The sequence below is a fragment of the Desulfovibrio oxyclinae DSM 11498 genome (assembly GCF_000375485.1).
In the GTDB taxonomy this organism is placed as follows: Bacteria; Desulfobacterota; Desulfovibrionia; order Desulfovibrionales; family Desulfovibrionaceae; genus Pseudodesulfovibrio; species Pseudodesulfovibrio oxyclinae.
In genome coordinates this window covers 201,090-223,000 of the sequence record NZ_AQXE01000004.1, presented here as the reverse complement: position 1 = coordinate 223,000, position 21,911 = coordinate 201,090, and the positions used below count along the sequence as shown (strand labels likewise).

General features: G+C 59.9%; 26 protein-coding genes. 14 read left to right on the top strand and 12 right to left on the bottom strand.

The window, feature by feature from the left end:
- The first annotated feature begins 9 nt into the window (after nucleotides 1-9).
- The 5 genes from B149_RS0106370 (at nucleotide 10) to B149_RS0106350 (ending at nucleotide 4,889) form a co-directional block, all read left to right on the top strand.
- Nucleotides 10-810 carry a tetratricopeptide repeat protein gene (locus B149_RS0106370; RefSeq protein ID WP_018124348.1) on the top strand — a complete coding sequence of 267 codons (801 nt, stop codon included), beginning with the start codon at nucleotides 10-12 and terminating at the stop codon, nucleotides 808-810.
- A 147-nt stretch (nucleotides 811-957) separates the two neighbouring features.
- A complete protein-coding gene (locus B149_RS0106365; RefSeq protein WP_018124347.1) occupies nucleotides 958-1,551 on the top strand; it encodes a flavodoxin family protein in 594 nt (197 codons plus the stop codon).
- Entirely contained in the window at nucleotides 1,548-2,909 is a 1,362-nt protein-coding gene (locus tag B149_RS16625; protein ID WP_018124346.1) for an FAD-binding protein, read from the top strand. Before B149_RS0106365 ends, B149_RS16625 begins: the two co-directional genes overlap by 4 nt.
- Before the next feature lie 245 nt (nucleotides 2,910-3,154).
- A complete protein-coding gene (locus B149_RS18685; protein ID WP_018124344.1) occupies nucleotides 3,155-3,292 on the top strand; it encodes a symporter small accessory protein in 138 nt (45 codons plus the stop codon).
- Between the two features lies 1 nt (nucleotide 3,293).
- Nucleotides 3,294-4,889: a sodium:solute symporter family protein gene (locus B149_RS0106350; RefSeq protein WP_018124343.1), complete on the top strand. Its 1,596-nt coding sequence runs from the start codon at nucleotides 3,294-3,296 to the stop codon at nucleotides 4,887-4,889.
- Nucleotides 4,890-4,954: 65 nt separating this feature from the next.
- On the opposite strand, the gene B149_RS16620 is transcribed toward B149_RS0106350, so the two are convergent.
- Nucleotides 4,955-5,353: a hypothetical protein gene (locus B149_RS16620; RefSeq protein WP_156816767.1), complete on the bottom strand. Its 399-nt coding sequence runs from the start codon at nucleotides 5,351-5,353 to the stop codon at nucleotides 4,955-4,957.
- Between the two features lie 101 nt (nucleotides 5,354-5,454).
- On the opposite strand from B149_RS16620, the gene B149_RS0106340 reads away from it, so the two are divergent.
- The 3 genes from B149_RS0106340 to B149_RS0106330 are packed head-to-tail and all read left to right on the top strand — an operon-like array spanning nucleotide 5,455 to nucleotide 7,159.
- Nucleotides 5,455-5,943 carry a CinA family protein gene (locus B149_RS0106340; protein ID WP_018124341.1) on the top strand — a complete coding sequence of 163 codons (489 nt, stop codon included), beginning with the start codon at nucleotides 5,455-5,457 and terminating at the stop codon, nucleotides 5,941-5,943.
- Between the two features lie 2 nt (nucleotides 5,944-5,945).
- Nucleotides 5,946-6,512: an RNA 2',3'-cyclic phosphodiesterase gene (gene thpR, locus B149_RS16615; RefSeq protein WP_018124340.1), complete on the top strand. Its 567-nt coding sequence runs from the start codon at nucleotides 5,946-5,948 to the stop codon at nucleotides 6,510-6,512.
- Nucleotides 6,509-7,159 (top strand): hypothetical protein, encoded by a 651-nt coding sequence (locus B149_RS0106330; protein WP_018124339.1) that lies wholly within the window; start codon nucleotides 6,509-6,511, stop codon nucleotides 7,157-7,159. Before thpR ends, B149_RS0106330 begins: the two co-directional genes overlap by 4 nt.
- Nucleotides 7,160-7,226: 67 nt before the next feature.
- Here B149_RS0106330 and B149_RS0106325 read toward each other — a convergent pair whose 3' ends face one another.
- Nucleotides 7,227-7,697 (bottom strand): hypothetical protein, encoded by a 471-nt coding sequence (locus tag B149_RS0106325; protein WP_018124338.1) that lies wholly within the window; start codon nucleotides 7,695-7,697, stop codon nucleotides 7,227-7,229.
- Between the two features lie 259 nt (nucleotides 7,698-7,956).
- Between B149_RS0106325 and B149_RS0106320 the strand changes: the two genes are divergently transcribed.
- The 3 genes from B149_RS0106320 (at nucleotide 7,957) to cmk (ending at nucleotide 10,233) form a co-directional block, all read left to right on the top strand.
- Nucleotides 7,957-8,397, top strand: coding sequence for a universal stress protein (locus tag B149_RS0106320; protein ID WP_018124337.1), 441 nt, complete (start codon nucleotides 7,957-7,959; stop codon nucleotides 8,395-8,397).
- An 83-nt stretch (nucleotides 8,398-8,480) separates the two neighbouring features.
- Entirely contained in the window at nucleotides 8,481-9,584 is a 1,104-nt protein-coding gene (hisC, locus tag B149_RS0106315) for a histidinol-phosphate transaminase (RefSeq protein ID WP_018124336.1), read from the top strand.
- Nucleotides 9,574-10,233: a (d)CMP kinase gene (cmk, locus tag B149_RS0106310; protein WP_018124335.1), complete on the top strand. Its 660-nt coding sequence runs from the start codon at nucleotides 9,574-9,576 to the stop codon at nucleotides 10,231-10,233. The genes hisC and cmk overlap by 11 nt, the downstream gene beginning before the upstream one ends.
- Before the next feature lie 30 nt (nucleotides 10,234-10,263).
- On the opposite strand, the gene B149_RS0106305 is transcribed toward cmk, so the two are convergent.
- On the bottom strand, nucleotides 10,264-11,034 hold the full coding sequence (locus B149_RS0106305; RefSeq protein WP_018124334.1) for a type III pantothenate kinase: 771 nt from the start codon (nucleotides 11,032-11,034) through the stop codon (nucleotides 10,264-10,266).
- A 146-nt stretch (nucleotides 11,035-11,180) separates the two neighbouring features.
- Here B149_RS0106305 and B149_RS0106300 point away from each other — a divergent pair, with 146 nt between their 5' ends.
- Both B149_RS0106300 and B149_RS0106295 read left to right on the top strand, forming a co-directional pair.
- Nucleotides 11,181-12,221: a hypothetical protein gene (locus tag B149_RS0106300; protein ID WP_018124333.1), complete on the top strand. Its 1,041-nt coding sequence runs from the start codon at nucleotides 11,181-11,183 to the stop codon at nucleotides 12,219-12,221.
- Nucleotides 12,222-12,224: 3 nt separating this feature from the next.
- A complete protein-coding gene (locus tag B149_RS0106295; protein ID WP_018124332.1) occupies nucleotides 12,225-14,720 on the top strand; it encodes a multiheme c-type cytochrome in 2,496 nt (831 codons plus the stop codon).
- A 77-nt stretch (nucleotides 14,721-14,797) separates the two neighbouring features.
- On the opposite strand, the gene acs is transcribed toward B149_RS0106295, so the two are convergent.
- From acs to B149_RS0106260, 7 genes are all read right to left on the bottom strand, one after another.
- Nucleotides 14,798-16,774, bottom strand: coding sequence for an acetate--CoA ligase (acs, locus tag B149_RS0106290; RefSeq protein ID WP_018124331.1), 1,977 nt, complete (start codon nucleotides 16,772-16,774; stop codon nucleotides 14,798-14,800).
- A 274-nt stretch (nucleotides 16,775-17,048) separates the two neighbouring features.
- Nucleotides 17,049-17,468, bottom strand: a complete 420-nt coding sequence (locus B149_RS17865) for a flagellar biosynthesis anti-sigma factor FlgM (RefSeq protein ID WP_018124330.1) — start codon at nucleotides 17,466-17,468, stop codon at nucleotides 17,049-17,051.
- Between the two features lie 188 nt (nucleotides 17,469-17,656).
- A complete protein-coding gene (locus B149_RS0106280; protein ID WP_018124329.1) occupies nucleotides 17,657-18,292 on the bottom strand; it encodes a redox-sensing transcriptional repressor Rex in 636 nt (211 codons plus the stop codon).
- 101 nt (nucleotides 18,293-18,393) lie between these two features.
- Nucleotides 18,394-18,708, bottom strand: coding sequence for an ATP synthase F0 subunit C (locus B149_RS0106275; protein WP_018124328.1), 315 nt, complete (start codon nucleotides 18,706-18,708; stop codon nucleotides 18,394-18,396).
- 74 nt (nucleotides 18,709-18,782) lie between these two features.
- Complete coding sequence (gene atpB, locus B149_RS0106270; protein ID WP_026167482.1) at nucleotides 18,783-19,472, bottom strand: F0F1 ATP synthase subunit A; 690 nt, start codon at nucleotides 19,470-19,472, stop codon at nucleotides 18,783-18,785.
- A gap of 26 nt (nucleotides 19,473-19,498) precedes the next feature.
- Nucleotides 19,499-19,840: an ATP synthase subunit I gene (locus tag B149_RS0106265; RefSeq protein ID WP_245533199.1), complete on the bottom strand. Its 342-nt coding sequence runs from the start codon at nucleotides 19,838-19,840 to the stop codon at nucleotides 19,499-19,501.
- A 49-nt stretch (nucleotides 19,841-19,889) separates the two neighbouring features.
- Nucleotides 19,890-20,204: an AtpZ/AtpI family protein gene (locus B149_RS0106260; RefSeq protein ID WP_026167481.1), complete on the bottom strand. Its 315-nt coding sequence runs from the start codon at nucleotides 20,202-20,204 to the stop codon at nucleotides 19,890-19,892.
- A gap of 287 nt (nucleotides 20,205-20,491) precedes the next feature.
- Between B149_RS0106260 and B149_RS0106255 the strand changes: the two genes are divergently transcribed.
- Nucleotides 20,492-21,082 carry an SPOR domain-containing protein gene (locus B149_RS0106255; protein WP_018124324.1) on the top strand — a complete coding sequence of 197 codons (591 nt, stop codon included), beginning with the start codon at nucleotides 20,492-20,494 and terminating at the stop codon, nucleotides 21,080-21,082.
- Here the strand turns inward: B149_RS0106255 and B149_RS0106250 are convergent.
- Both B149_RS0106250 and B149_RS0106245 read right to left on the bottom strand, forming a co-directional pair.
- The gene (locus B149_RS0106250; RefSeq protein WP_018124323.1) at nucleotides 21,072-21,362 is read right to left on the bottom strand and encodes an integration host factor subunit alpha; all 291 of its coding nucleotides are present in this window, start codon (nucleotides 21,360-21,362) and stop codon (nucleotides 21,072-21,074) included. The genes B149_RS0106255 and B149_RS0106250 overlap by 11 nt on opposite strands.
- A gap of 24 nt (nucleotides 21,363-21,386) precedes the next feature.
- The gene (locus B149_RS0106245; protein WP_018124322.1) at nucleotides 21,387-21,803 is read right to left on the bottom strand and encodes an HIT family protein; all 417 of its coding nucleotides are present in this window, start codon (nucleotides 21,801-21,803) and stop codon (nucleotides 21,387-21,389) included.
- Nucleotides 21,804-21,911: the final 108 nt, after the last annotated feature.

Below are 21,911 nucleotides of genomic sequence, written 5' to 3'. Positions count from 1 at the left end.
GAGCCGTTCATGTCCAATTCGCTCATCAACAGCAGAAAGAAACTGCACTCGGTCAGCTCGTCGCTGAAAAAGGGCAAGTACATGCCCGCGGTCCAGGCCGTGCGCGACGCCGTGCTCGGAATGCTCAAGGAATCCCTCATGAAGGGTGAGCGTCAGGAATTCGAGCAGATGATCCGCGACGCCACCTATGCCCTGAACGCCGACGCCAACCTGCGCAAGGTCTACCCGCTGGTCATCACGTACGAGCCGGGCAATGAAAAGGCGCTGCTGGGATCCATGAACGAGCTGCTCAAGGCGCTTCAGGAGCAGGTAACCGACGAGGCAAAGGAAGACCTCGCGGCCATGCAGCAGCGCAAGGAGAACGAGCTCCAGAAAGGTCAGGACCACCTCGACAGGGAAGAGTACGACAAAGCGCAGGCGATTTTCGAACAGCTGGTGAAGGAATTCGGCTCGGATTCCGACCTCAAGGCCGACATCGCCGACCGCTACCTGAAGGCCGAACGGTATCAGGACGCCTTCAAGCTGCTGGACGAAGCGCTCCGCGACGATCCCAATGCCATCTTCCTCTACAACCGCATCGGCATGGTGCTGCGGAAGATGGGCGACTTCGAGACCGCCGAGAAATACTACCTCAAGGCGCTGGCCATCACTTCCGACGACGAGTACCTGCACTTCAACGTGGGCAGGCTCTATTACGACTGGAAGAAATGGAAAAAGATGGGTCAGGCCGCACAGCGTGCGCTGGACATCAATCCGAACTTCAAGGAAGCGGCCAAGATGCTTCAGTTCGCCAAGAAAAAGATGTCCTAGACGGGCATTCCCTTTCATATCGGATACAAGGCCGGGTCGGAGTTTTCCGATCCGGCCTTTTCTTGTTCCATCACCGCCCGGCTTGAGCGAAAGCCGCTGACAGGGTATTGTCAGCATCGGATGTAACCAGAAACCACGGAGCGACCCATGCCTGACATTCTTGCAGTGAGTGCCACGCCCAGACGGGGCGGTAACAGTGACCGCATGGCCGAAGCCATGGCGGAACAGGCCCGCAAGGCAGGGGCCGAGGCCGAAGTGATCCGGCTTCGCGATTATACCTTCGACTCCTGCATCGGCTGCGAAGCCTGCCGCAAGGACAAGGCCTGCACCGGCCTCAAGGACGGATTCCAGCTCATCTATCCGCTCATTGAGGAAGCCAAGGGCCTGATCCTGGTCACCCCGGTGCACACTTACAACGTCACGGCCATGATGAAGGCGTTCATCGACCGGATGTACTGTTATTACAATTTCTCAGACGGCTTCCCGCGCGAGTGGTCCAGCCGTCTGGCAGGTCAGGGGCGCAAGGCCGTCATTTCCTGCATCGGTGAGCAGGTGGAGGAAGAGAACCTCGGCCTCGCCATGCCCGCCATGCGTATGCCGTTGGAGTCGCACGACTACGAGATAGTAGGCGAGCTGCCCGTCCTTGAGGTGTTCAAGGCCGGGAAGGTTCGCGAGCGCGAGGACGTCATGGGCCGCTGTGCCCAGCTTGGTGAGACGCTTGCCAAGTCGGTTCTTGGATGATCCGCGCCGAGACTGATGTTCTCGTGCTCGGCGCAGGGCTTGCGGGACTTCGTGCGGCACAGGCCGCGCATGAGGCGGCACCGGACATTTCCGTTCTCTCTGCCTGTCTTCGTCCCGGCCCTGCGGGGTCGTCCTTCGCCAACCGAAACGATGCGCTGGGCATTCAGGTTCCGCTGACGGACGAGGAGCGCGACGCTTTCGTCCATGAAGTTCTGGAACTCGCCGATCCCGGTTTCGTTCGTCCCGAACTGGTCCGGATCATGGCCGGGGAGGCACGCGAACGATTTCGCGAACTCTGGTCAGCCTCACTCGATTTCCGACGCAGGGAGGGCACGCTGCAACGGTTCGCCGGATGCGGCAGTGGATGCCCACGCTCTTTCGTGTTCGACGGGCTCCGGCAGGCGCACGCCAAGCTGGAGAACCGGGTGCGACTGCTCGGCGGCATGATCGACGCGGACCTCGACATTCGCGGCCTCACTGTGGAGGACGGCGTCTGCACCGGAGCGTGGGGACTGAACGGCGCTGGAAAACCCGTTGCCATCCGAGCCCGGAGCGTGGTTATGGCCCTCGGCGGTTCGGCCCCGCTTTACGAACACCGCGTCTGCGGTCCGGCAAACCGGGGAATATCGCTGGCCCTGCTCCATGGCGCGGGCTGTGATATTGCCAACGCGGGATACATGCAGTTCCTCTGGCATGATCGGCACGGTGCCTATATCAATCCAGCCGGTCTGACCAAGAACGGACGGACGATTCTGCACCAGGGCAAGGAACACCAGCCCGACTTTGCCCCGGAACTGCTCACGACCAGATACGGGCACTGCCCGACTTTTCCGTTCCATGAGGATGCCGTCATTGACCGCTGGCTGCTGGAGCGCGCGGAAGATGACGGCTTCGTCAGGGTTCGCACACATGAAGGCATGGTGGAGGCCGCGCCCATGGCCCATGCCGGAAACGGCGGTGCCGTCGTGGACGAGCGCGGCGCCACCACGGTTCCGAATCTTTTCGCTGCCGGGGAATGCGCCACCGGAATGCACGGCGCACAGCGTATTGGCGGGGCCATGGTGCTCGCGTGCCTCGTGTTCGGCAGGCGCGCAGGGATTGCGGCGGCCCAACAGGCTCGCAAAAACGAAATGCCGCAGGGGCTGCCGTCCGTACAGCTGCCGGATCAGGACCGGGACGAAGCCGCGGAGCGCGCGGTTCGCGAAGTGATGCGCCGTCATCTGGGACCTTTCCCGGACAAGCTGCGAGAGCTGCTGGATACGTTCGACAACGTCCGCGCTTCGGGCGGCCTGCTGCCGAGGCTCATGGCCCGGTCATCCCAGATCATGGCAAAAACCTACTTGACCGATCCGGTATAGTTCGGGTATCGCTCAGGAATGGCAACCAACGAGTCCCGCAGTCTCCGGTTCAGCACCTTCCAGCTACCCGAATTTTTCGGTTTCTTTTTCTTTTTTTTCTTTACCGGCACCTGCGGACCGGAGGTTGCGACTCAGGCATAGAGACCTGAACACGACGCAAACAACGGGCCGCAGGCGACAAGCCGGCGGCCCGTTTCTTTTTGCCCCCGGCACCGCCAAGGCCCTCAAAGTACGAGGAGACTCCGATGCTGGGATTCGACACCTTTGAACCCGCCGCCGCTCTCTGGCTGTGCCTTGCCGCATCCGTCTGGTGCGTGGGCTACGGACTCAGAAACTGGAACAACAAGGGGTATGAAGCCAAACCCCGCAAGCAGGAGGATTAGCATGATCTCCAAAGTCATCGCCATCCTGCTCTATCTGGCCGTGGTCATGTACCTCGGCTACAAGGGGTGGAAAACCACGCAGCGACCCACCGACTACATGCTTGCAGGCCGCCGCATGTCCCCGTGGGTCATGGCCCTGTCCTACGGGGCGACCTTCGTCTCCACCTCCGCCATCGTCGGCTTTGGCGGCGCGGCAGGACTGTTCGGCTTTCCGCTGCTCTGGCTGACCTTCCTGACCATCTTCGTGGGCGTGTTCATCGCCATGGTCGGCTTCGGCAAACGCACGCGGCGCATGGGGCTGTCCCTGAACAGCCATACCTTCCCCGAGCTGCTCGGTAGGCGCTACCGCTCCAGCTTCATCCAGCGCTTCGCGGGTGGAATCATCTTTCTTTTCATTCCGATCTACGCCGCAGCCGTGCTCATCGGCATCTCCCGGATTCTGGAAATCTCCCTCGGCGTGCCCTATGAAGCCGCGCTGGTATTCATGACCCTGCTGCTGGCGGCCTACGTCATCACCGGCGGCCTGAAGGCGGTCATGTACACGGATGCGTTTCAGGCGCTCATCATGGGAATGATGATGCTGATGCTGCTGGGCGGCACCTACTACATGCTCGGCGGCGTGACCGAGGCCCACTCCACGCTGGCCTCCATGGCGCACCTCATGCCCTCCAAGCTCCAGCTGGGCGGCATGGAAGGCTGGACGCAGGGTGCGCGCTTCGGCACCCCGTTGTGGCTGGTGATCTACACCACCATCGTCTACGGAGTGGGCATCGGCGTGCTGGCCCAGCCGCAGCTCGCGGTCCGGTTCATGACCGTGCACAGCGACAGGGAACTGAACCGCGCCGTGCTGGTGGGCGGTATCTTCATCCCCATCATGACCGGCGTGGCTTTCACCGTGGGCGCGCTGTCCAACGCCGTGTTCATGGAAAAGTTCGGCAAGATCTCCATCGCCATGGCCGCCGGAAACATGGACAAAATCATACCGCTGTACATTGAGAAGATCATGCCGCCGTGGTTCGCGGGACTTTTCCTGCTGGGCATGTTCGCCGCGGCCATGAGCACGCTCTCCTCGCAGTACCATGTGGGCGGGACCTCGCTCTCACGCGACATATGGGAGAACATCAAGGGACGCGAGGCATCTGTGGCCGCCTCCCGCTTCGGCGTGGCCGCCACCGTTCTCGCGGCGCTGATCTGGGCATGGGTGCTGCCGCCCTCCGTCATCGCACGGGCCACGGCCTTCTTTTTCGGCCTGTGTGCAGCCTCGTTCCTGCCCGCCTACCTGCTGGGCCTCTATTGGAAGCGCATGACCAAAGGTGCGGCCGTCATCTCCATGGTGGGCGGTTTCGCCACCTCCATGTTCTGGCTGCTCTTCGTGCACCTCAAGGAGGCCAAGGTCATCGGCCTGAGCAAGGCCCTGTTCGGCGTGGATTCGCTGGCATCGCTGGCACCCAAGGGCTCGGCCATGTGGCTCATGCAGTGGGTTGACCCGAACGTGATCGCCCTGCCCGTGGCCATGCTGCTGGCCGTGGGCGCGGCCTATGCTACGCAGACCATGCAGCGAGAGCACGTGGAATTGTGTTTCGAGAATATCCGCTAGTCGCGGAGCCCGCATCGGAGGGGCCGGGGTCGAAAGATCCCGGCCTTTTTCGGCTGCGCTGTCGGTTAGGGCCTGATGCCCTTGGCGCGGTTCAGAGCCGCGACCCGCGCCAGAATGCCGAACCCGGCCAGCAGGCACAGAGCCAGCACCGCACGCGTCCACAGGGCCCACACGCTGAAGAACGCCCCGACGACCAGCCCGGAAAGAATCAACCACTTGCGCCAGCCACGCGGCATGGCGCGAAAGGAATCTTCGAGTTCGAGCCCGGCCTGCGCCAGTTTGGTGAAGGCGTTGTCCGCCCCGGCCGGAAGGTGCAGGTTGAGAAGCCCGATGCCGCCAAGGCCGATGGCCAGCCCGAACAGCGTCGAGGAATGGAACAGCAACGCCAGAAGAAAAAAAACGAGCCCGAGCAGGTGCAGCAGCCAGTTCCAGGGATTCCGGCGGTTGGCAAGGGCTTTATTCAATAACTGACGCGGCGTGAACATGTGTGGGAATGTATCGGCACCCCGTGCGTATTGCAACAGCGCGCTCCATTTTGTAGAGCATGGAAAACGCGGAGGATTTGATGGACAAGACACTGATTTTACGGGCCGTGTCCGAAGTGGGCGAACTGCTCGGCCTTGAAGGCGATACGCTGGCCACTGCCGAGTCCTGCACCGGCGGCCTGCTCTCCAGCACGCTGACGGATGTTTCCGGCAGCTCCCAATGGTTTCGGGGCGGCGTGGTTGCCTATGCCAACGAGGTCAAGCGCGACCTGCTCGGCGTTCCCGAGGACGTACTGGATGCCCACGGCGCGGTCAGCGAAGAAGTTGTGAAGATCATGGCGCAGGGCGTGCAGAAGGCCATCGGCGCCAATGTCTCGGTCGCTGTTTCCGGAGTGGCCGGACCTACTGGCGGCACGCCGGACAAGCCTGTCGGAACCGTCTGGATGGCGTGGTGCATCAACGGCACCGTGGTGCGCACCAAGCTCAACCAGTTCGAAGGCTCGCGCGACGAAGTCAAGGAACAGACCGTCATGCATGCGGTCAACGGCCTCATGGCCATCCTGAGGTAGCCGTGTCCGGTCAGCGAGCGTTCGTGGCCGTGGAGGTCGCCGAAAAGTGCCGGGCGAGGCTGGAAAAGCTTTTGCCGGGCCTTGGACGGGAAGTGAAGTCGCGCATGACATGGGCCCGGCCCGAGAACTGGCATCTCACCCTGAAATTTCTCGGCCAGCTGGAACCGGACCGGGTCACCGCCGCAAAGGACGCGCTCAAGGGCGTTCCCTTCGAGCCGTTCACGATCCAGCCCGGCGGGGGCGGCGTGTTTCCGGGCATGAAGAAGCCCAACGTCCTGTGGGTCGGGCTCAATGCGGGCGGCCCCGAATGCGCCGCACTGGCCCGAGGCATCAACGAGGCACTTGCTCCGCTGGGATTCCCCGAGGGAAGACCCTTTCTGCCGCACCTCACGCTGGGCCGCGTCAAGCTGGAGAAAGGCGACGACTGGCGCAAGCTGCTCAAGGAGTTGCGCAAGGTGGAATGGCCCTCCTTCACGGTACGCCGCTTTTGCCTGTTCCGCAGCACGCTGCGCTCAAACGGCCCGCTATATACCGAGTTGGCGGCCTACGGTCCGGGAGCCCGCGGATGAACGCTGCGCGTCTGGACGACTACGAACGTCTCGCGCTGCTTGAGCACTGCTGCCAGTGGCAACATGAACGCTACGGCGTCCGGCGCGTTCCGGCCACCATCGAACAGATTCATTTCTACGAACACCCCGTGCCCGATCTGCTGGAAGACAACGTGGACTGCCTGCGAGGTCCCGGCGCAGGCGAGTGCGCGCTTCGCAGCCTGATTGCCGGAGCGCTCTGGACCTTGCTGCTTGCCCTGTGGGCCGACTCGTTCGATCCGTGGCTCATGTTCTGGGTGGGGCTTTGCGTGGCGTTTCTGCTGGTCTTTCCCATCGCCCTGATCTTTCATCGCAGGAAGATCGTGGAAGTGCGCGAAACGGACGGCTCTCCCGAAATCGCCGCGGCGCTGGGCATGGCCTGCTTCGACTCGGGCCTGCTCCGGGCCGGGCTGCACCGGCTGACGGACCTGATCCTGCTGCCCGTATGGATGTCCTACGGCGGCGCGCTGCGGCTACGCCTTGAGCGTGAATATGCAGAGGCCCACGGCATGACACCGCGGCCGGAGACTGCATTGCCGCTGCGCTGGAGACGCGGCGCGGAGCTGATACGATTTCTGGAACAACGGCTCGGAGCGGACGGCCTGAGCATCATTGTGCGGCGACTCTAACCTCAAATGAGCAATCCCGGCCGGGCTTTCGCCGAGCCGGGATTTACTGCGCCCGCTGGGGCGACTGCTACTGGTAGTCGCCCCGGTTGAATTTGAACTGCTCCGTCGCGGCCAGGGCGTCCATCTCGTCCACCACGGCACTGAGGCCGGGTGCTTTTTCGCCCAGGTCCGGGAGCTGCTCCCTGATCCGGTCCACGCCTTGCGAGAGCTGCTCCAGTTCGCCGTACGCATCCTTCAGGGAGGCGGACGGGTCGCCGAGAGTCGCTGCGTAGCGCTCCATCTGGTCCACCAGTCCGTCCACTTGTCTGGCGGCGGTCTGGTCTACAGCGGAAACGGAGGACACGGGAGCTGCCTGACCGACTCCGAACAGGGGATTCATGATGGGGGGCGCCGTGGCCTGCGACTTCTGCGCCTGCTCGGGCCCCTGCATCTCCTTGTTCAGAATATCCCCGAAATCGGTGCCGGGCTTCCTGATCCGGTTCGTCTTGTCCTGCTGGTCCTGACGAACCCCGTCGATCATGTCGGGACGGATCTTCATGGTATCACTCCTCAACGCTGCGGTTTGCCTTTTTGATGCAAACCGTTTGCCAACTCGGCGACAAAGCGCTTTTATTCATTTTTAACAGTCACTTATAGAGAAATCCATCGCGGAAAATTCTTCCTACTGCTCCTCTTCGTCTTTCATAAGGTAAGAAATCACAAAACCCTTGTCCATACCCGGCATGTTTGGCATAAAATGTAATTGGAATACCCGTTCGCAGGGGTGCGAACATAATATTAAGTCAGGAGGTAGCATCATGGCGGAAATCAAGAAGATTCTCTGCGCTGTAGACTTTTCCGATTATAGTTCGGTCGTGGCCGATTACGCCAAGACCGTGGCCAAGTGCTCGGGAGCGAAAATTCTGTGCCTGTACGTGGCGCCGTCCATGAGCCAGTACGTCGGATTCCACGTGCCGCCGAGTTCCATCGAGAACTTCGTGGGCGAGATCGTCACCGGCGCCGAGGACACCATGAACGACTTCATCAACACCAACTTCGGCGACCTTGAAACCGAAGGGCGCGTGGTGACCGGTTATCCTGCCGAAGAAGTGCTGGAAGCCGCCAAGGACGAGAATGTGGACATGATCGTCATGGGCACCCACGGGCGAAAGGGCATCGACCGCATCCTCTTCGGCTCCGTGGCCGAAAAGGTGGTCAAGACCGCCAAGTGCCCCGTGCTGACGGTGCGCCCGGAATAACCCTTTACCTCCGTCAGGCGAGACAGTACAAAGAACGGCCTTAAGGCCGTTCTTTTTTTCAGAAAAGCACAGGAGACCTGTTCATGCGCGAATTCTCCATGCGTCCGGAAATCCTCGAATTCGACCCCTACAAGCCGGGACTCTCGGTGGAGGAGATCAAGGAGCGCTACGGCATCGCCAACGTCGTCAAGCTCGCCAGCAACGAGAACCCCCTCGGCACGTCCCCGAGGGTCCAGAAGGTCATCGCCCGCGAAGGTGCGCGCACTTTCCGGTATCCCCAGAACCACACCCCGCGGCTCACCACCGCCCTCGCCAAGCATCTGGGCGTGCCGGAAGCCAACATCGTCACCGGCCACGGCTCCGACGAGATCATCGACATGCTCATCCGCATGCGCTGCGTGCCGGGCAGGGACAACATCCTGTGCTACTCCAACTGCTTCAGCATGTATCGCCACACCGCCAAGCTCTGCGGCGTGGAATACCGCGAGGTGAAACGCGGCGAAAACTTCGAACTGCCGCTGGACAGGCTCGCCGAAGCCGCTGACGAGAACACGCGCTTCGTGTTCGTCACCAGCCCGGACAATCCCACCGGCCTCGCCGCGGGGGTGGAGGAACTCTCCGTGCTCGCCGGTGTGCTGCCCAAGGACTGCCTGCTCGTGGTGGACGAGGCCTATATCGACTTCGTCTGGCCGCCCGAGTCCTATACGCCCCTTCAGGCCTTTGAAAAATTCGAGAACCTTGTCGTGCTGCGGACCTTCTCCAAGGCCTACGGTCTGGCCGGGCTGCGCGTTGGATACGGCGTCATGCCCGAAAAGATTGCCGAATACCTGCGTCGGGCGCGCATTCCCTTCACGGTGAACCTGCTGGCCGAGGAAGCGGCCATCACCGCTTTGGAAGATGAGGATTTCTACAACGCCACCCTCGCCACGGTCATGTCCGGTCGTGATTACGTTCGCGCGGAGCTGGAGAAACTTGGCTGCGAGGTGCTGCCGAGTCAGGCCAACTTCCTGATGTTTCTGCCGCCCACTTCGGCCCAGCGCCTGTTCCGTGAGCTGCTGCGGCGCGGCATCATCGTACGCCCGCTGGCCAGCTTCGGCTTCGGCCGCTACATCCGCGTGAACATGGGAACGGAAAAGGAAAACGAAATCTTCATCAGGACCATGCGGGAGATCATCGATGGCGCCTAACCGAATCGTGACCATCGACGGCCCCGCCGGGGTCGGCAAATCCACCATGGCCAAACTGCTGGCAGCGAAACTGGATATCGCCTATCTGGACACCGGCGCCATGTTTCGCGCAACAGCATTGTTTCTGGGTGAAAACGGCTGGAAACTGCCCGCCGAGGAAATCGAACAAAAGCTCAAAGGCCTGCGCTTCGCCCTCTCCGGCTCCGGCAGCGAGACCGTGCTGCACATGAACGATCGCCCGATCGGTGACGAGATTCGCACCGAGAAGGTGGGCATGTGGGCCTCGAACGTGGCCGTGCTGCCGGTGATCCGTACCTTCTTGAAGCAATCCCAGCAGGATCTCGGCGCGCGCTTCGACCTCGTGGCAGAGGGCCGCGACATGGGTACCGTGGTTTTTCCCGAAGCCACCGACAAGTTTTTCCTCGACGCCACCGTGGCCGTTCGTGCCAAACGCCGTTACGACCAGCTCGTGGAGATGAATTCTCCCGCAGACCTTGAAGAACTCAAGGAACAGATCGCCGCACGCGACGAACAGGACCGCAACCGGCCCGTCGCCCCCCTGCGTCCGGCCGAAGACGCCGTGGTGGTGGACACTTCCGACCTTAGCCGTGAAGACGTGTTTCAGGTCATGCTGGACAGCCTGAAATAACTCCACCCAGCGTCTTGCCCACCCTATCCCCTACTCGAAGCAGGCCATCCAGAGACCTTCCATGAGCAGGTCCGGGCGGACTTCGCGGATCTCGGAACACACGCGGGCGATGCCGGGAGCGAGCCCTCCGGTGGCCATCACATAGGGAGTGTCGTCCATCTGCTTGCCGAGCTTGCGGCAAAGCCCGGAGGTCATTTCGGCAAAGCCGAACACGAGGCCCTGATTAAGGCATTCCGAGGTGGTCCTTCCCCATGAGAGTTCATCCGAGGCCACTTCGAGTTCCACGGCAGGCAGTTTGGCGGTTCCTTCATGCAAAGAACGCATGGAGGAGAGCACGCCGGGACAGATCAGGCCGCCCATGAAAGCGTCGTCCACGATGCAGGCCAGCGTGGTGGCGGTGCCGTAATCCACGACAATGATGCAGCGCTCCTCGCGCAGGCGTCTTGCCGCGAGGGCGGTGACCAGCACGTCTGCTCCGACCTGTTCGGGGCGCGCGTAGCGATTTTCTATGGCCAGCGGCAGGTCCCTGGGGACGAACCGGGCGCGCACGTTCAGGAAACGTTTGCTCATTTCCGAAAGCAGCGGGTCCAGCGGCGGCACCACCGACGAAACGGCGCACATCTCCACGTCCTCCGGGTTCAGTGCTTCCCGGCGAAGTATCTCTATGAGCTTGAAGCCCCAGTCGTCGGCCGTGTTTCGTGGTCGCGTGGGCAGGGTGTAGCTGGACTTGAGACCGGTCTCGTCTGCAATGCAGAGCTTGGTGTTGGTGTTCCCGGCATCGATGAGCAGTGCGGTGGACATGGATTCGCCTCCTTGAAAATATCGAATGGGGCAAGTGTGTACCCCTTCTGCCGGGAAAGGCAAGCGGTGCCTGAACGTAAAATAATCGGATCCGGGTGACTTTTTCCGAAAAATCGGGTTATCGTATCCGGCACTGGAGGTGACTTATGAATCCGAGCTCCCTGATTCCTGTGGCGCAGACCATTCCCGTGAGCTGGGTCTGGTTCGACGTGCTGCTCGTTCTGGGCTTCTGGGCCCATATTCTTATGATGAACGCCGTTTTTGGCGGCGGTGTCATTTCCCTTTTGAATTCCGGAGGGAAAACCGAACCGCTTGCCCGCGGCATGTCCAAGAAGATTCCTACAATGCTGGCGCTCACCATCAACTTCGGTGTAGCGCCGCTGCTGTTTCTGCAGGTCAACTACGGTCAGTTCGACTATGCCGGAACGGTGCTCATGGGCGGCTGGTGGCTGGCGGTCATCCCGTTCCTGCTCATCGCGTATTACGGCTTCTACATATGGGACTTCAAATACAAGTCCCTTGGAACGTCCCGCAACATTTTCCTCGCCTTGTCCCTTGGGTGCATGCTGTTCATCGGATTCATGTTCGTGAACAACATGACGCTCATGCTCGTGCCCGGCGAGTGGACGGCCTATCTCAAGAACGGCGGCGAGACCATGCTGAACTTCGGTGATCCCACGCTGCTGCCCCGCTATCTGCATTTCATGACGGGTGCGCTCGCCATCGGCGGCGTGGCCGTCGCCATTGTCGGCAAACGGGCCGGAAAGGAATCCCAGGTGACAACAGGCCTCAAGTGGTTCGCCAGAGCGACGGTAATCAACATCGGTTTCGGCTTCTGGTTTCTCGTGGCCCTGCCGGAGCGCGTCATGCTGGCCTTCATGGGTGGCGACGCGCTTGCCACCGGCTCGCTGCTGGCAGCCCTTTTCGGCGCCGGGCTCATCATTCATGCGGCCGGACGCCGAAACCTCAGGCTCTCCATCCTGTGGGCCGCGCTCACGGTTCTGGCCATGGCACTGGCCCGCCACGCGGTGCGCAAGCTCATGCTTGAACCGTATTACAGCGTGACGGACCTCGAAGTGACGGGGCAGGCCTCGCCTCTCGTCATGTTCCTCGTAGCCCTCGTGCTTGGCATGTGCGTCATCGCATGGATGATCCGCCTGTACCTGAAATCCGGCAAGGAGGCCTAAGCCATGGAATTTCCCGTATGGCAACTGACGACCCTCGGCGGAGGGTTCTGGATAGCGCTTATTTCCGTGGTTCACGTCTACGTGGCGCAATTCGCCGTGGGCGGCGGACTGTTCCTCGTGGTCATCGAGCGCATGGCGCGCAAGTCCGGTTCGAAGGAGTTCATGGACTACGCCAAGCGCAACTCCAAATTCTTCCTTTTGTTGACCATGGTCTTCGGCGCCGTCACCGGCGTGGCGATCTGGTTCACCATCGCCCTGCTCGCACCGGATGCGGCCCTGACATTGATTCATCAATTCGTTTTCGGCTGGGCTACAGAATGGGTCTTCTTCCTGGCGGAGATCGTTTCCCTGCTCGTCTATTATTACGGTTGGGAACGCCTCAGCGCGCGTGACCACCAGATCGTCGGCGGGCTGTACTTCTTCTTCGGCTGGATGTCGCTGTTCATGATCAACGGCATCATCGGCTACATGCTCACCCCCGGCGAATGGCTGGAGACCGGCAACTTCTGGGACGGGTTCTTCAACCCGACATTCTGGCCGCAGCTGGTATTCCGCACAGCTCTTTCCGTAACCTTTGCCGGACTGTTCGGCTTTGTCACCGGAACACTCATCAAGGAAGAAAAATCACGCGGAACCGTGGTTCGCACCTGCGCGGCATGGACCGTTGCGGGCATGGCCCTCGTGGCGCTCACGGGCATGTGGTACATTCACTCCCTGCCCCCCGCGCAGTACCAGCTCGCCATGGAAGAATCCGCCCGTGTGGAATGGTTCATGAACAGCTTCTGGTGGGTCGGCATCGCGGTTCTGGTGGGCGGCCTGCTGCTCGGCATCCGTATGCCCCGCAGCCTCGGCTTTCCTGTCGCGCTCGTGGTGCTGCTTCTGGGCCTCGGGCTCACCGGCAGTTTCGAATCCATCCGCGAGGCAGCGCGCAAGCCCTACATCATCTGGGGCGAACGCTATTCCAACAGCATCCTCCCGGAACAGATGCCCGAAATCAACGAAAAGGGGTTCCTCAAGGCCGCCAAATGGATCCCCGCCGACCTGCGTGACGTCACTGCCGAGAACGAGCTTGAGGCCGGACGCTGGCTTTTCCAGTATCAGTGTGCCTCCTGCCACTCCATCGGCGGCCCCATGAACGACATTCTTCCCCACACCGACAAGTACACCGAGGCAGGCTTTGACGCCTTCCTTTCCGGCATGGGCAAGATCAGCCGCTACATGCCGCCCTTTGCCGGAACGCCGGATGAACGCGCCGCACTTTCGGCGTACATAGTGCGCGACCTGCACGGCCTTGAGCCCGGCGAACTGGCCTTTGCCGAACCCGGTGAAGCCGACGTGCCGGAATATGATCCCGAAGAGGCCGAGTTCGTCCTGTTCGCCTGGGCGGACAAAGGCCTGCGGTTCGTCTCCGAATCCGGCATCATCCGCCTGCGCCCCAGCGGCGAAACCCTCAATGCCTCGCTCATCTATCGCGGCATGCTGCCCGAGATCGTCTCCGAGGGCATGAGCGTGGAGTATGAACTGGAGCAAGGATATCCCGAAGCCTCGGGCACCATGACGCCCGGCGATTATGGCGGATTCAAGGCCGAAGGAATCAAGGTCGAGCCGTACTCCGATGAAGGCTACTCGCCCTACCCCATCGCAACCGTCACCGCAAAGGATGAAACCGGTGAGGTGGTCGCGCAGACCAAGGCCGTCCTGCCGGTGGGCATGCGCATGGGATGCAACAACTGTCACGGCGGCGGTTGGCAGAACAATGAGGAAGAGGCCGGAATGTCCGCAGATACGGCCATGGACATCCTCATGGTGCATGACCGCATCAACGACACCGCCCTCACCGAGAAAGCCAAGTCCGGCGAGGTGGTGGACTGCGCCGCCTGTCACGCCGATCCGGACATTGGCGAAGAAGGTAGGGACGACATGCTCAACCTGTCCGCAGCCATGCACGGGTTCCACTCGGTCTATCTGAAGGACCGCGGACAGGACGCCTGCAACTTCTGTCACGAGACGCCCATGTATCGAGGCATTCACGCCGACATGGGGCTTGAGTGCGTTGCCTGCCACGGCGATATGACCACCCACGCAGGCTCGCTGTTGCTTGCCGAGCGGGAAGCGGGCATCGAGGCTGCCGACAAACTGCTTGCAGTTCTCGAACCCGATGAAGAGTTCGTTCAGCCGCGCAAACCGTGGCATCAGGAACCTGACTGCCTGTCCTGCCACGAAGAGTTTGCCGCTCCCTACAATGTGGACGCGGCCAACCAGTGGACCGAGGAAAAAGCCCAGCTCTACAGCCAGCGCTACGGTGACGTTGGCGCCGTGCGTTGCGCCGCCTGCCACGGCTCCCCGCACGCTGTCTATCCCGCCATGTACGACCGCGACAACATGCAGCCCTTGCAGTATCAGGACAATCGCCGTCCCATCGGCGCCGGAAACTGCTCGGTCTGTCACACCATGGAGATGGACTACCCGGCCCACCATCCCGGCATGGGACTGGAATAGTAGAAACCAAATGCAAAGCCCCCCGCGACTCCTGTCGCGGGGGGCTTTTTGGTGCGGCAAGACTTGGTCGGCAGTTGCTAACCGAGCAGGTCCTTCTTTCCTTCCACGAGGTCGGTGATGACACCGGGATCCGCCAGCGTGGAGGTGTCGCCGAAGTCGTCCTGATCCGCAGCGATCTTGCGGAGCACGCGGCGCATGATCTTGCCTGAGCGGGTCTTGGGAAGCCCGTCGGCGAACTGGATGACTTCCGGCGTGGCGATGGGGCCGATCTCGCTGCGAACCCACTTCTTGAGCTCGGCGCGGATTTCGTCGGATTCCTCTTCATCGGACTTGAGCGTGACATAGGCGTAGATTGACTGGCCCTTGACCTGATGCGGCATACCCACAACCGCGGCTTCGGAGACCGCCGAGTGCGCAACCAGCGCCGATTCGATCTCTGCCGTGCCCAGCCTGTGACCGGAGACGTTGATCACGTCGTCAAGGCGACCCATGATCCACATGTACCCATCCTTGTCGCAACGTGCGCCGTCACCGGATTCGTACATGCCGGGAAACCGCTGGAAATAGGTTGATTTGAACCGCTCCGGGTCGCCAAAGACGCCGCGAAGCATTCCGGGCCACGGCTTGTCCACCACGAGGTGTCCGCCCTCGTCCGGATCGGCGGGCGACCCGTCGGCGCGAACAACTTTGGCGGAGACGCCCGGCATGGGGCGCGTGGCAGAACCCGGCTTGAGCGGTGTTGCATACGGCAGCGGCGAAATCATGAATCCGCCGGTTTCCGTCTGCCACCACGTGTCCACAATGGGAAGCTTACCGTTTCCGATGTTCTGATGGTACCACCGCCACGCTTCCGGGTTGATCGGCTCACCCACGGAACCGAGGATGCGCAGTGTGGAGAGGTCATAATTCTGCGTCCACGCCTCACCTTCGCGCATCAGAGCACGAATGACGGTGGGAGCGGTATAGAACAGGTTGACCTTGAATTTCTCGACGATCTGCCAGAAGCGATCCGGCTTGGGATAGCTTGGAACGCCCTCGAACATCAGCGAGGTGGCCCCGAGGCACAGCGGACCGTACAGAATGTATGAATGCCCGGTGATCCAACCGATATCGGCAGTGCACCAGTATACGTCGTCTTCCTGAAGATCGAAAACCCATTGCAGGGTATGAGCCGCGTAGGTCAGGTATCCACCGGTGGTGTGGACAACACCCTTGGGTTTGCCCGTGGATCCGGAAGTATACAGAATGAAAAGAATGTCTTCCGCGTCCATTTCCTCGGGCGGACAGTCGCCGCGCACGTCATCCTCGCCGACAACCTCATGCCACCAGCGATCGCGGCCTTCGACCATTTCCACGTCGTTTCCACCGCGCTGGACCACCACGACCTGCTCGACCGACGGGCAGTTCTTGCATGCTTCGTCCGCGTTGGGCTTGAGCGGAATGGTTTTTCCGGCACGAATGACCGCATCAGCAGTGACAAGGACCTTCGCTTCGCAGTCCTGAATTCGCGACTGCAACGAAATGGCGGAGAAGCCGGCGAAAACCACGGAATGCATGGCTCCGATGCGGGCACAGGCCAGCATGGCAATGGAAAGCTCCGGGACCATAGGCAGGTAGAGCGCCACGCGGTCACCCTTGCGAACGCCCATTTTCTTCAGCGCATTGGCGAACTTACAGACCTCGGTGTAGAGCATCTGATAGGTGAAGACCTTGACGTCCTCGTCCGGCTCGCCCTGCCAGATAAGCGCGGCCTTGTTGCGCCGGCCGTTTTCGATGTGCTTGTCGAGACAGTTGTAGGAAACGTTCAGCTTCCCGCCTTTGAACCAGTTGATTTCAGGCTTGTGGAAATCATAGTCCAGCACCTTGTCCCAGGGTTTGAACCATGAGACCAGCTCCTCGGCCCTTTCGGCCCAGAAGCCTTCCGGGTCTTCTTCCGCCCGCTTTTCCAGTTCAACCAGCTTGTCGTACCCTTGCACGTGGGCGGTTTCGGATTTCGGCGGCTGAAAGGTTTTCCCTTCCTTCATCATGCTCTCAATGGTGCGTTCTTCACTCATTGCAACTCCTCAAGTCTTGCCGTTATGAAAACCGGCCCGAACGGTGGACCGCAATCCCTCCAGTCATGACGCCACGGGGCATCATTGCTGACTCTACTTCTATATGAAGGTTTTTCAAAGCCATGACTGTTATTAGGTGAACGGTTCAAAATCATGGGGTGAACGGTCCCGGTCTAGCCGAACGGCACCTCACAGCCATGAATCAAACCGCGGACAACAAAAAACGGCGGCCTTCAACAAGACCGCCGCGATGGCTCAAATCTATCATATCAAGCTAGGTCAGGCTGTTGCCCATTCCTTCGGCACGAGTGCCTCCGCCTTTTGCCATGCCTGCCCTGCTCTGAATCTCTTCAAGCTGATGCTGCAGTTCTGCTATCTCGGACTGCTTGGCTTGAATCTGCTGCTGCTTTTGCTTTTCGGGAAGATTGCTCTGTTCAAGCTCTTCTATCTCTTTTCTGAGCTTTTCGATGCGCTCCTTGATACGTTCAACCATGGGATCACCGCCAGTATCATACTGCTCGCCCTGCTTGGCAAGGCGTCTGCCTTCCTCGGAAAGACTGACACGGTCAATACCAAGAGGATTGGTCTTGTCCGCATTTTCCTCGCTGCCATATCCGGTGGAGCCCACGTGCAGTTTTGACGTGGATTCGACTTCCTGCATGAGATTGTTGCTCAGACTGTTTTCGATTTTCATTGTTTCCTCCGTCAAGTTAACGCAAATCATATCGGCGGAGATTCGGTTTTCTTTAGAAAAGAGTCGTTACAACGCAGTTATTATCACCAGGCAGATGTCATCGGGCGTATCAAAAAAATGGGGCTGTCATGGAAGTCCATGACAGCCCCATCAAAAAGCCCCGCCATGAAGCGGGGCTTTGAATCGGTCTAGTTATTGTCGCCGAGCGAGACCTGAAAGGCCAGAGAGTAGAGATGGTCAAAGAAATCGACATACTCGACAGGGATGTGCGGCGGCACCTGAATCCGGGCGGGAGCAAAGTTGATGATGCCTCGGATATTCGCCTCCACCAGATGGTTGGCCGCGCGCTGGGCGCGGTCGGGCGGAGTGGTGATGATGCCGATTTCCAGCCCCAATTCGGGAGCCCGCTCTTTGAGATGCGTCGGGCAGACGATCTCCATACCGGTAATTTCCTTACCGATCTTGTCAGGATCACAGTCAAAGGCAGCCTTCACATGGAAGCCGCGTCGAGCGAAATCCTGATGCTTGAGCAGGGCCGTACCGAGATTTCCCACGCCGATCAGCGCGCAATTCCATGCGCGGTCGATGCCTAGCGACTCTTTGATGGAAGAGATGAGTTCCTGCACATAATACCCCACCCCACGAACGCCAAACTCGCCAAAATAGGCGAGGTCTTTGCGGATCTGGGAAGAGTTGACGGAACAGGCCCGGGCCAGTTTCTCGGATGAGATGACCTCGACCCCGTCTCGCAGGAGGTTTTCCAGTACCTGAATATATACGGCAAGTCTGCCGATAGTCGCTTTGGGTATGTGTTCGCTTTTCATTATCTCGTATTGCCTACGCAAGCATGTGAAACATGTAACAAGTCTATATTGAAAAAAGGGAGGCCGAAGCCTCCCTTCGATAATCCGTTTTCCGAGTCCCGTTATGCGAACGGGTTGAGGAAGAGGAGGATCAGGCAGACAACGAGGGCGTAAATTGCCAGGGACTCGATGAACGCCAGACCGAGAATCAGGGTGGTGGTCAGCTTGGAGCCGGCTTCCGGGTTGCGGGCGGTGCCTTCAACGGCGCCCTTGAGGCCCATGCCCTGACCGATGCCGCAGAGACCGGCGGCCAGGCCCATGCCCAGAGCGGTGGCGTATGCGACGGAAGAGCCGAGAGCGGCGCCGTCAGCAGCGAAGGCAGCGGTAGCAACCAGGGTCATGGCCACGGTGGCGAAGAGAGTCTTGAGAGCTTTCATTTTAGTCCTCCAAAAGATTATTATTGATTGTGGTCAAATGACCGTTTCCCCAAATTTGGATGAAATCCTTGTTCCTAATGCGCGTGGTCCAGAGCGCCTTGCAGGTAGATCATGCCGAGCATGAAGAAGATGAAGGCCTGAATGGTCTTCGCGAGCAGGAACAGGAAGTACATGGGCAGTGTGCTGTAGATGGGCGCCAGCATGAAGAGCAGCACCAGCACGATTTCCTCACCACGGATGTTGCCGAACAGACGCAGCGTGAGCGAAAGCGGACGGACGAGGTGGGAGATAAGTTCGAGAATCAGCATCAGGGGAGCCATGGCGGGCATGGGGCCCATGAAGTGCTTGATGTATCCAGGACCCCATTTACGCAGGCCGTGGAAGTTGTAGTAAGCGAAAAGGAAAATAGCCAACGCAGCGTTGGTCTGCAGGTTTGCCGTAGGCGCGTCGCAGCCCGGAACCAGCCCGATGTAGTTCATAGTGAGAATGAACAGGAACAGGGTGATCAGCACGGGGAAAACGCGACGACCTTCCTCGCCGATGTTGGCGACGACAAAGTCCTCAAGACCGCCGATGATGACTTCGAAAACGTTCTGCAGGCCGCCGGGGACCAACTGCAGACGACCGCGAACGAGCAGCGCAAGGGTGAACAGGATGAGCATTGCAAGCCAGGTGTACCAGACGTGCAGCTCAATGAACTCCAAATGCAGCGCGTTGCGCAGGATTTCCATGTACAAAAGGGGATGCGGAAGTCCGCCACCTATTGCCATATCCTTTGCCTCCTTAAAAACTAGCCTTTAGTTCGCCCGAAATGCACCAGCCCCCAGGCGGTGATGGTCACCACCACGGTGGAAAGCCCAAGCAGCAGGCTCCAGATGGGCACCTGCCAGATTCCGATCAGCACATACAGGGCGATGCCGCTCAGAATCAGCTTTCCGTAGAATATCAAAAGCAGGGTCAGCGTCGCTCCGCTGCGAACATGCACCAAGATCTGACCCACTCGGGCAAGGGCCCAGAAATTGAGCGTGGCAATCACGGCTCCCGCCATGAAGGCCAGCGACCATACCGAAAACATGCCCATAACAAGCAGAGCCAGTGATGACGTTGTCGCCACCATCAGTTGACTTCTCATGAGACCGCGGACTTCCGCATGCTGAAATCCGTGCCTGAACAAGAATCGATCAAGCGCCCGGATCATCCGCGTCCCCGTCTTCGGTTTCCCGCTTTTGCAGGCTCTCACGGCCACGTTCCTCTTGCCTCTCGATCTTCTTCAAGTCCTGAAAGACCATCCTGAAACCGGCAACGATGCCGAGGATCAGAAAAATAATGATCATCCAGGGCCTGACCCCCCAGCCGAACGTTTCGTCCAGCCAGTCGCCGAGGAAGTATCCCATGGCCAGCCCGACAAATGTCGAGGACACTATATGAAACCCGAGCACCCCTGCGGGGCCCCCCACTTTCATCATGTCCTGCAATCTGTCTTTTTTAAAGAACATGTCGTCTTGCCCGACCTTCACCTTTCACCGGCGCGAACCCGACCGGAGAAAAACCGGTTCGTGCAATCCTTCACAAGTTGACTGGAACTACCACAGGCAACCGATTCGCGTCAATGCGTTTTTTCGTTTCACACAGGCATTTATCGAATGCATCCGAGCCGATGCGATTGGCGCCGCTTCTGCATCGAAACTATTGAGAAAATTTTCACGATCCACCCGTGGCACTTGAAAATCCTTCCGCGGAAGCATACTCTAAAGAAAATTTAGACTCGGCAAGGAGACATTCAATGGCTTTTCGAATTCTCATGGCATCATTTTTTTTCTGTCTGGCATTCGGCTGCGCCCGCCAGCACATTTACTCCAGCGGGCCCGGACAGGCAAGCCCCGTTCCTACGGAAAAATCCATGGGTCATGCCGACGAGGCTGCTACCACCGATGCGCCCACAATTCAGACAGGCAGCGATGAAGCAGACGCGGTCGAATCCGACGAGCCCGCCTTCACCGAATCCAGCATAGAGGAAGAGGTCGCAATCGTTGAGAAAGATGAGACAAAGCCTTCTGGCCAGATGGTCGCCGTCGATACGGAGGAAAGCTCATCCGCCCCCTTGCTCGAAGCCAAGACGAAAGAAGAGCCCGACGCCGGTGAATCGATCACAGGCGAAGGACTCTATTTCATTCAGGTCGGCGCGTTTGAAGACCCGGCAAAAGCTCGCAGAATCCTCGCCGCCCTCATGTCGGACGGCTATACCGGATCACGCATGATCAAGGACGCTGGCCTTTACAAGGTTCAGGCCGGAGGCTTTACCGACGAGCAGAGCGCCAGAGACGGTCTGCAACGGTTCCGGAAACAGTATCCGGGAAGCTTCCTTACCCGTTGAGTTCAGCGCGGAACTTGCGGGAGAGCCTGAAGACCACGACCTTGCGGGGCGGCAGGGTGATGGTCTCATTGGTCTGCGGGTTGCGACCCTTGCGCGCCTTTTTGGCGTAGGCCTCGAACTTTCCGAACCCGCTGACCAGCAGCGCGTGGTCCTTCTTGATGGACAGCTTCATGATGTCCAGAATGGATTCCACGAGATCCTTGATCTCGGCCCGGTTCTTGTCCGTGCGCTCGTAGATGTAGTCGACGATGCCGGCTTTGGTGAGCGTCTGCCCGGTCATGGGGTGGCCTCCGTTTCTTGTGGTTTATTTGGCACGTGCGGCAATGCGCTCGGCAAGCTGCCGCATCTCCGCTTCGTCCCCGTAGGGCTTCTGCGGCCACAGTTTCAGTCCGTCGTCGTCAAAGCGCGGGATCAAGTGAAAATGCACGTGAGGCACCAGCTGACCCGCCGCTTCATAGTTGTTCTGCATGAGATTGAGGCCCTGAGCCCCGGTCTCGACTTTCACGGCGTCCGCGACAGACTTCACGGCCCTGAGCAAATCCTCGCCGAGTTCGGCGGGCAGGTCCCACAGCGTTTCGTAGTGCGCCTTGGGAAGAACGAGGGCGTGCCCCGCGTTCACCGGTGCGATGTCCAGAAAGGCCAGCACCGTCTCCGATTCGTACACCTTTGCGCTGGGGATTTCCCCGGCCGCTATGCGGCAGAAAATGCAGTCTTGGGCCATGATGCTCCTCGCTTCCGCCCTTCGCTCAAAACGAGAGAAAATAGGCAGTTAATCAAGGTGTTAACCGACCGGGCTGTTTTTAGCAAGCCCGTGTGGAAAATTTTCCGG

Bases quoted from the DNA above. Each gene is read 5' to 3' on its own strand.
- B149_RS0106370 (WP_018124348.1), top strand. From the start codon at position 10: ATGTCCAATTCGCTCATCAACAGCAGAAAGAAACTGCACTCGGTCAGC.
- B149_RS0106365 (WP_018124347.1), top strand. From the start codon at position 958: ATGCCTGACATTCTTGCAGTGAGTGCCACGCCCAGACGGGGCGGTAAC.
- B149_RS16625 (WP_018124346.1), top strand. From the start codon at position 1,548: ATGATCCGCGCCGAGACTGATGTTCTCGTGCTCGGCGCAGGGCTTGCG.
- B149_RS18685 (WP_018124344.1), top strand. From the start codon at position 3,155: ATGCTGGGATTCGACACCTTTGAACCCGCCGCCGCTCTCTGGCTGTGC.
- B149_RS0106350 (WP_018124343.1), top strand. From the start codon at position 3,294: ATGATCTCCAAAGTCATCGCCATCCTGCTCTATCTGGCCGTGGTCATG.
- B149_RS0106340 (WP_018124341.1), top strand. From the start codon at position 5,455: ATGGACAAGACACTGATTTTACGGGCCGTGTCCGAAGTGGGCGAACTG.
- B149_RS0106330 (WP_018124339.1), top strand. From the start codon at position 6,509: ATGAACGCTGCGCGTCTGGACGACTACGAACGTCTCGCGCTGCTTGAG.
- B149_RS0106325 (WP_018124338.1), bottom strand. From the start codon at position 7,697: ATGAAGATCCGTCCCGACATGATCGACGGGGTTCGTCAGGACCAGCAG.
- B149_RS0106320 (WP_018124337.1), top strand. From the start codon at position 7,957: ATGGCGGAAATCAAGAAGATTCTCTGCGCTGTAGACTTTTCCGATTAT.
- hisC (WP_018124336.1), top strand. From the start codon at position 8,481: ATGCGCGAATTCTCCATGCGTCCGGAAATCCTCGAATTCGACCCCTAC.
- cmk (WP_018124335.1), top strand. From the start codon at position 9,574: ATGGCGCCTAACCGAATCGTGACCATCGACGGCCCCGCCGGGGTCGGC.
- B149_RS0106305 (WP_018124334.1), bottom strand. From the start codon at position 11,034: ATGTCCACCGCACTGCTCATCGATGCCGGGAACACCAACACCAAGCTC.
- B149_RS0106300 (WP_018124333.1), top strand. From the start codon at position 11,181: ATGAATCCGAGCTCCCTGATTCCTGTGGCGCAGACCATTCCCGTGAGC.
- B149_RS0106295 (WP_018124332.1), top strand. From the start codon at position 12,225: ATGGAATTTCCCGTATGGCAACTGACGACCCTCGGCGGAGGGTTCTGG.
- acs (WP_018124331.1), bottom strand. From the start codon at position 16,774: ATGAGTGAAGAACGCACCATTGAGAGCATGATGAAGGAAGGGAAAACC.
- B149_RS17865 (WP_018124330.1), bottom strand. From the start codon at position 17,468: ATGAAAATCGAAAACAGTCTGAGCAACAATCTCATGCAGGAAGTCGAA.
- B149_RS0106280 (WP_018124329.1), bottom strand. From the start codon at position 18,292: ATGAAAAGCGAACACATACCCAAAGCGACTATCGGCAGACTTGCCGTA.
- B149_RS0106275 (WP_018124328.1), bottom strand. From the start codon at position 18,708: ATGAAAGCTCTCAAGACTCTCTTCGCCACCGTGGCCATGACCCTGGTT.
- B149_RS0106265 (WP_245533199.1), bottom strand. From the start codon at position 19,840: ATGAGAAGTCAACTGATGGTGGCGACAACGTCATCACTGGCTCTGCTT.
- B149_RS0106260 (WP_026167481.1), bottom strand. From the start codon at position 20,204: ATGTTCTTTAAAAAAGACAGATTGCAGGACATGATGAAAGTGGGGGGC.
- B149_RS0106255 (WP_018124324.1), top strand. From the start codon at position 20,492: ATGGCTTTTCGAATTCTCATGGCATCATTTTTTTTCTGTCTGGCATTC.
- B149_RS0106250 (WP_018124323.1), bottom strand. From the start codon at position 21,362: ATGACCGGGCAGACGCTCACCAAAGCCGGCATCGTCGACTACATCTAC.
- B149_RS0106245 (WP_018124322.1), bottom strand. From the start codon at position 21,803: ATGGCCCAAGACTGCATTTTCTGCCGCATAGCGGCCGGGGAAATCCCC.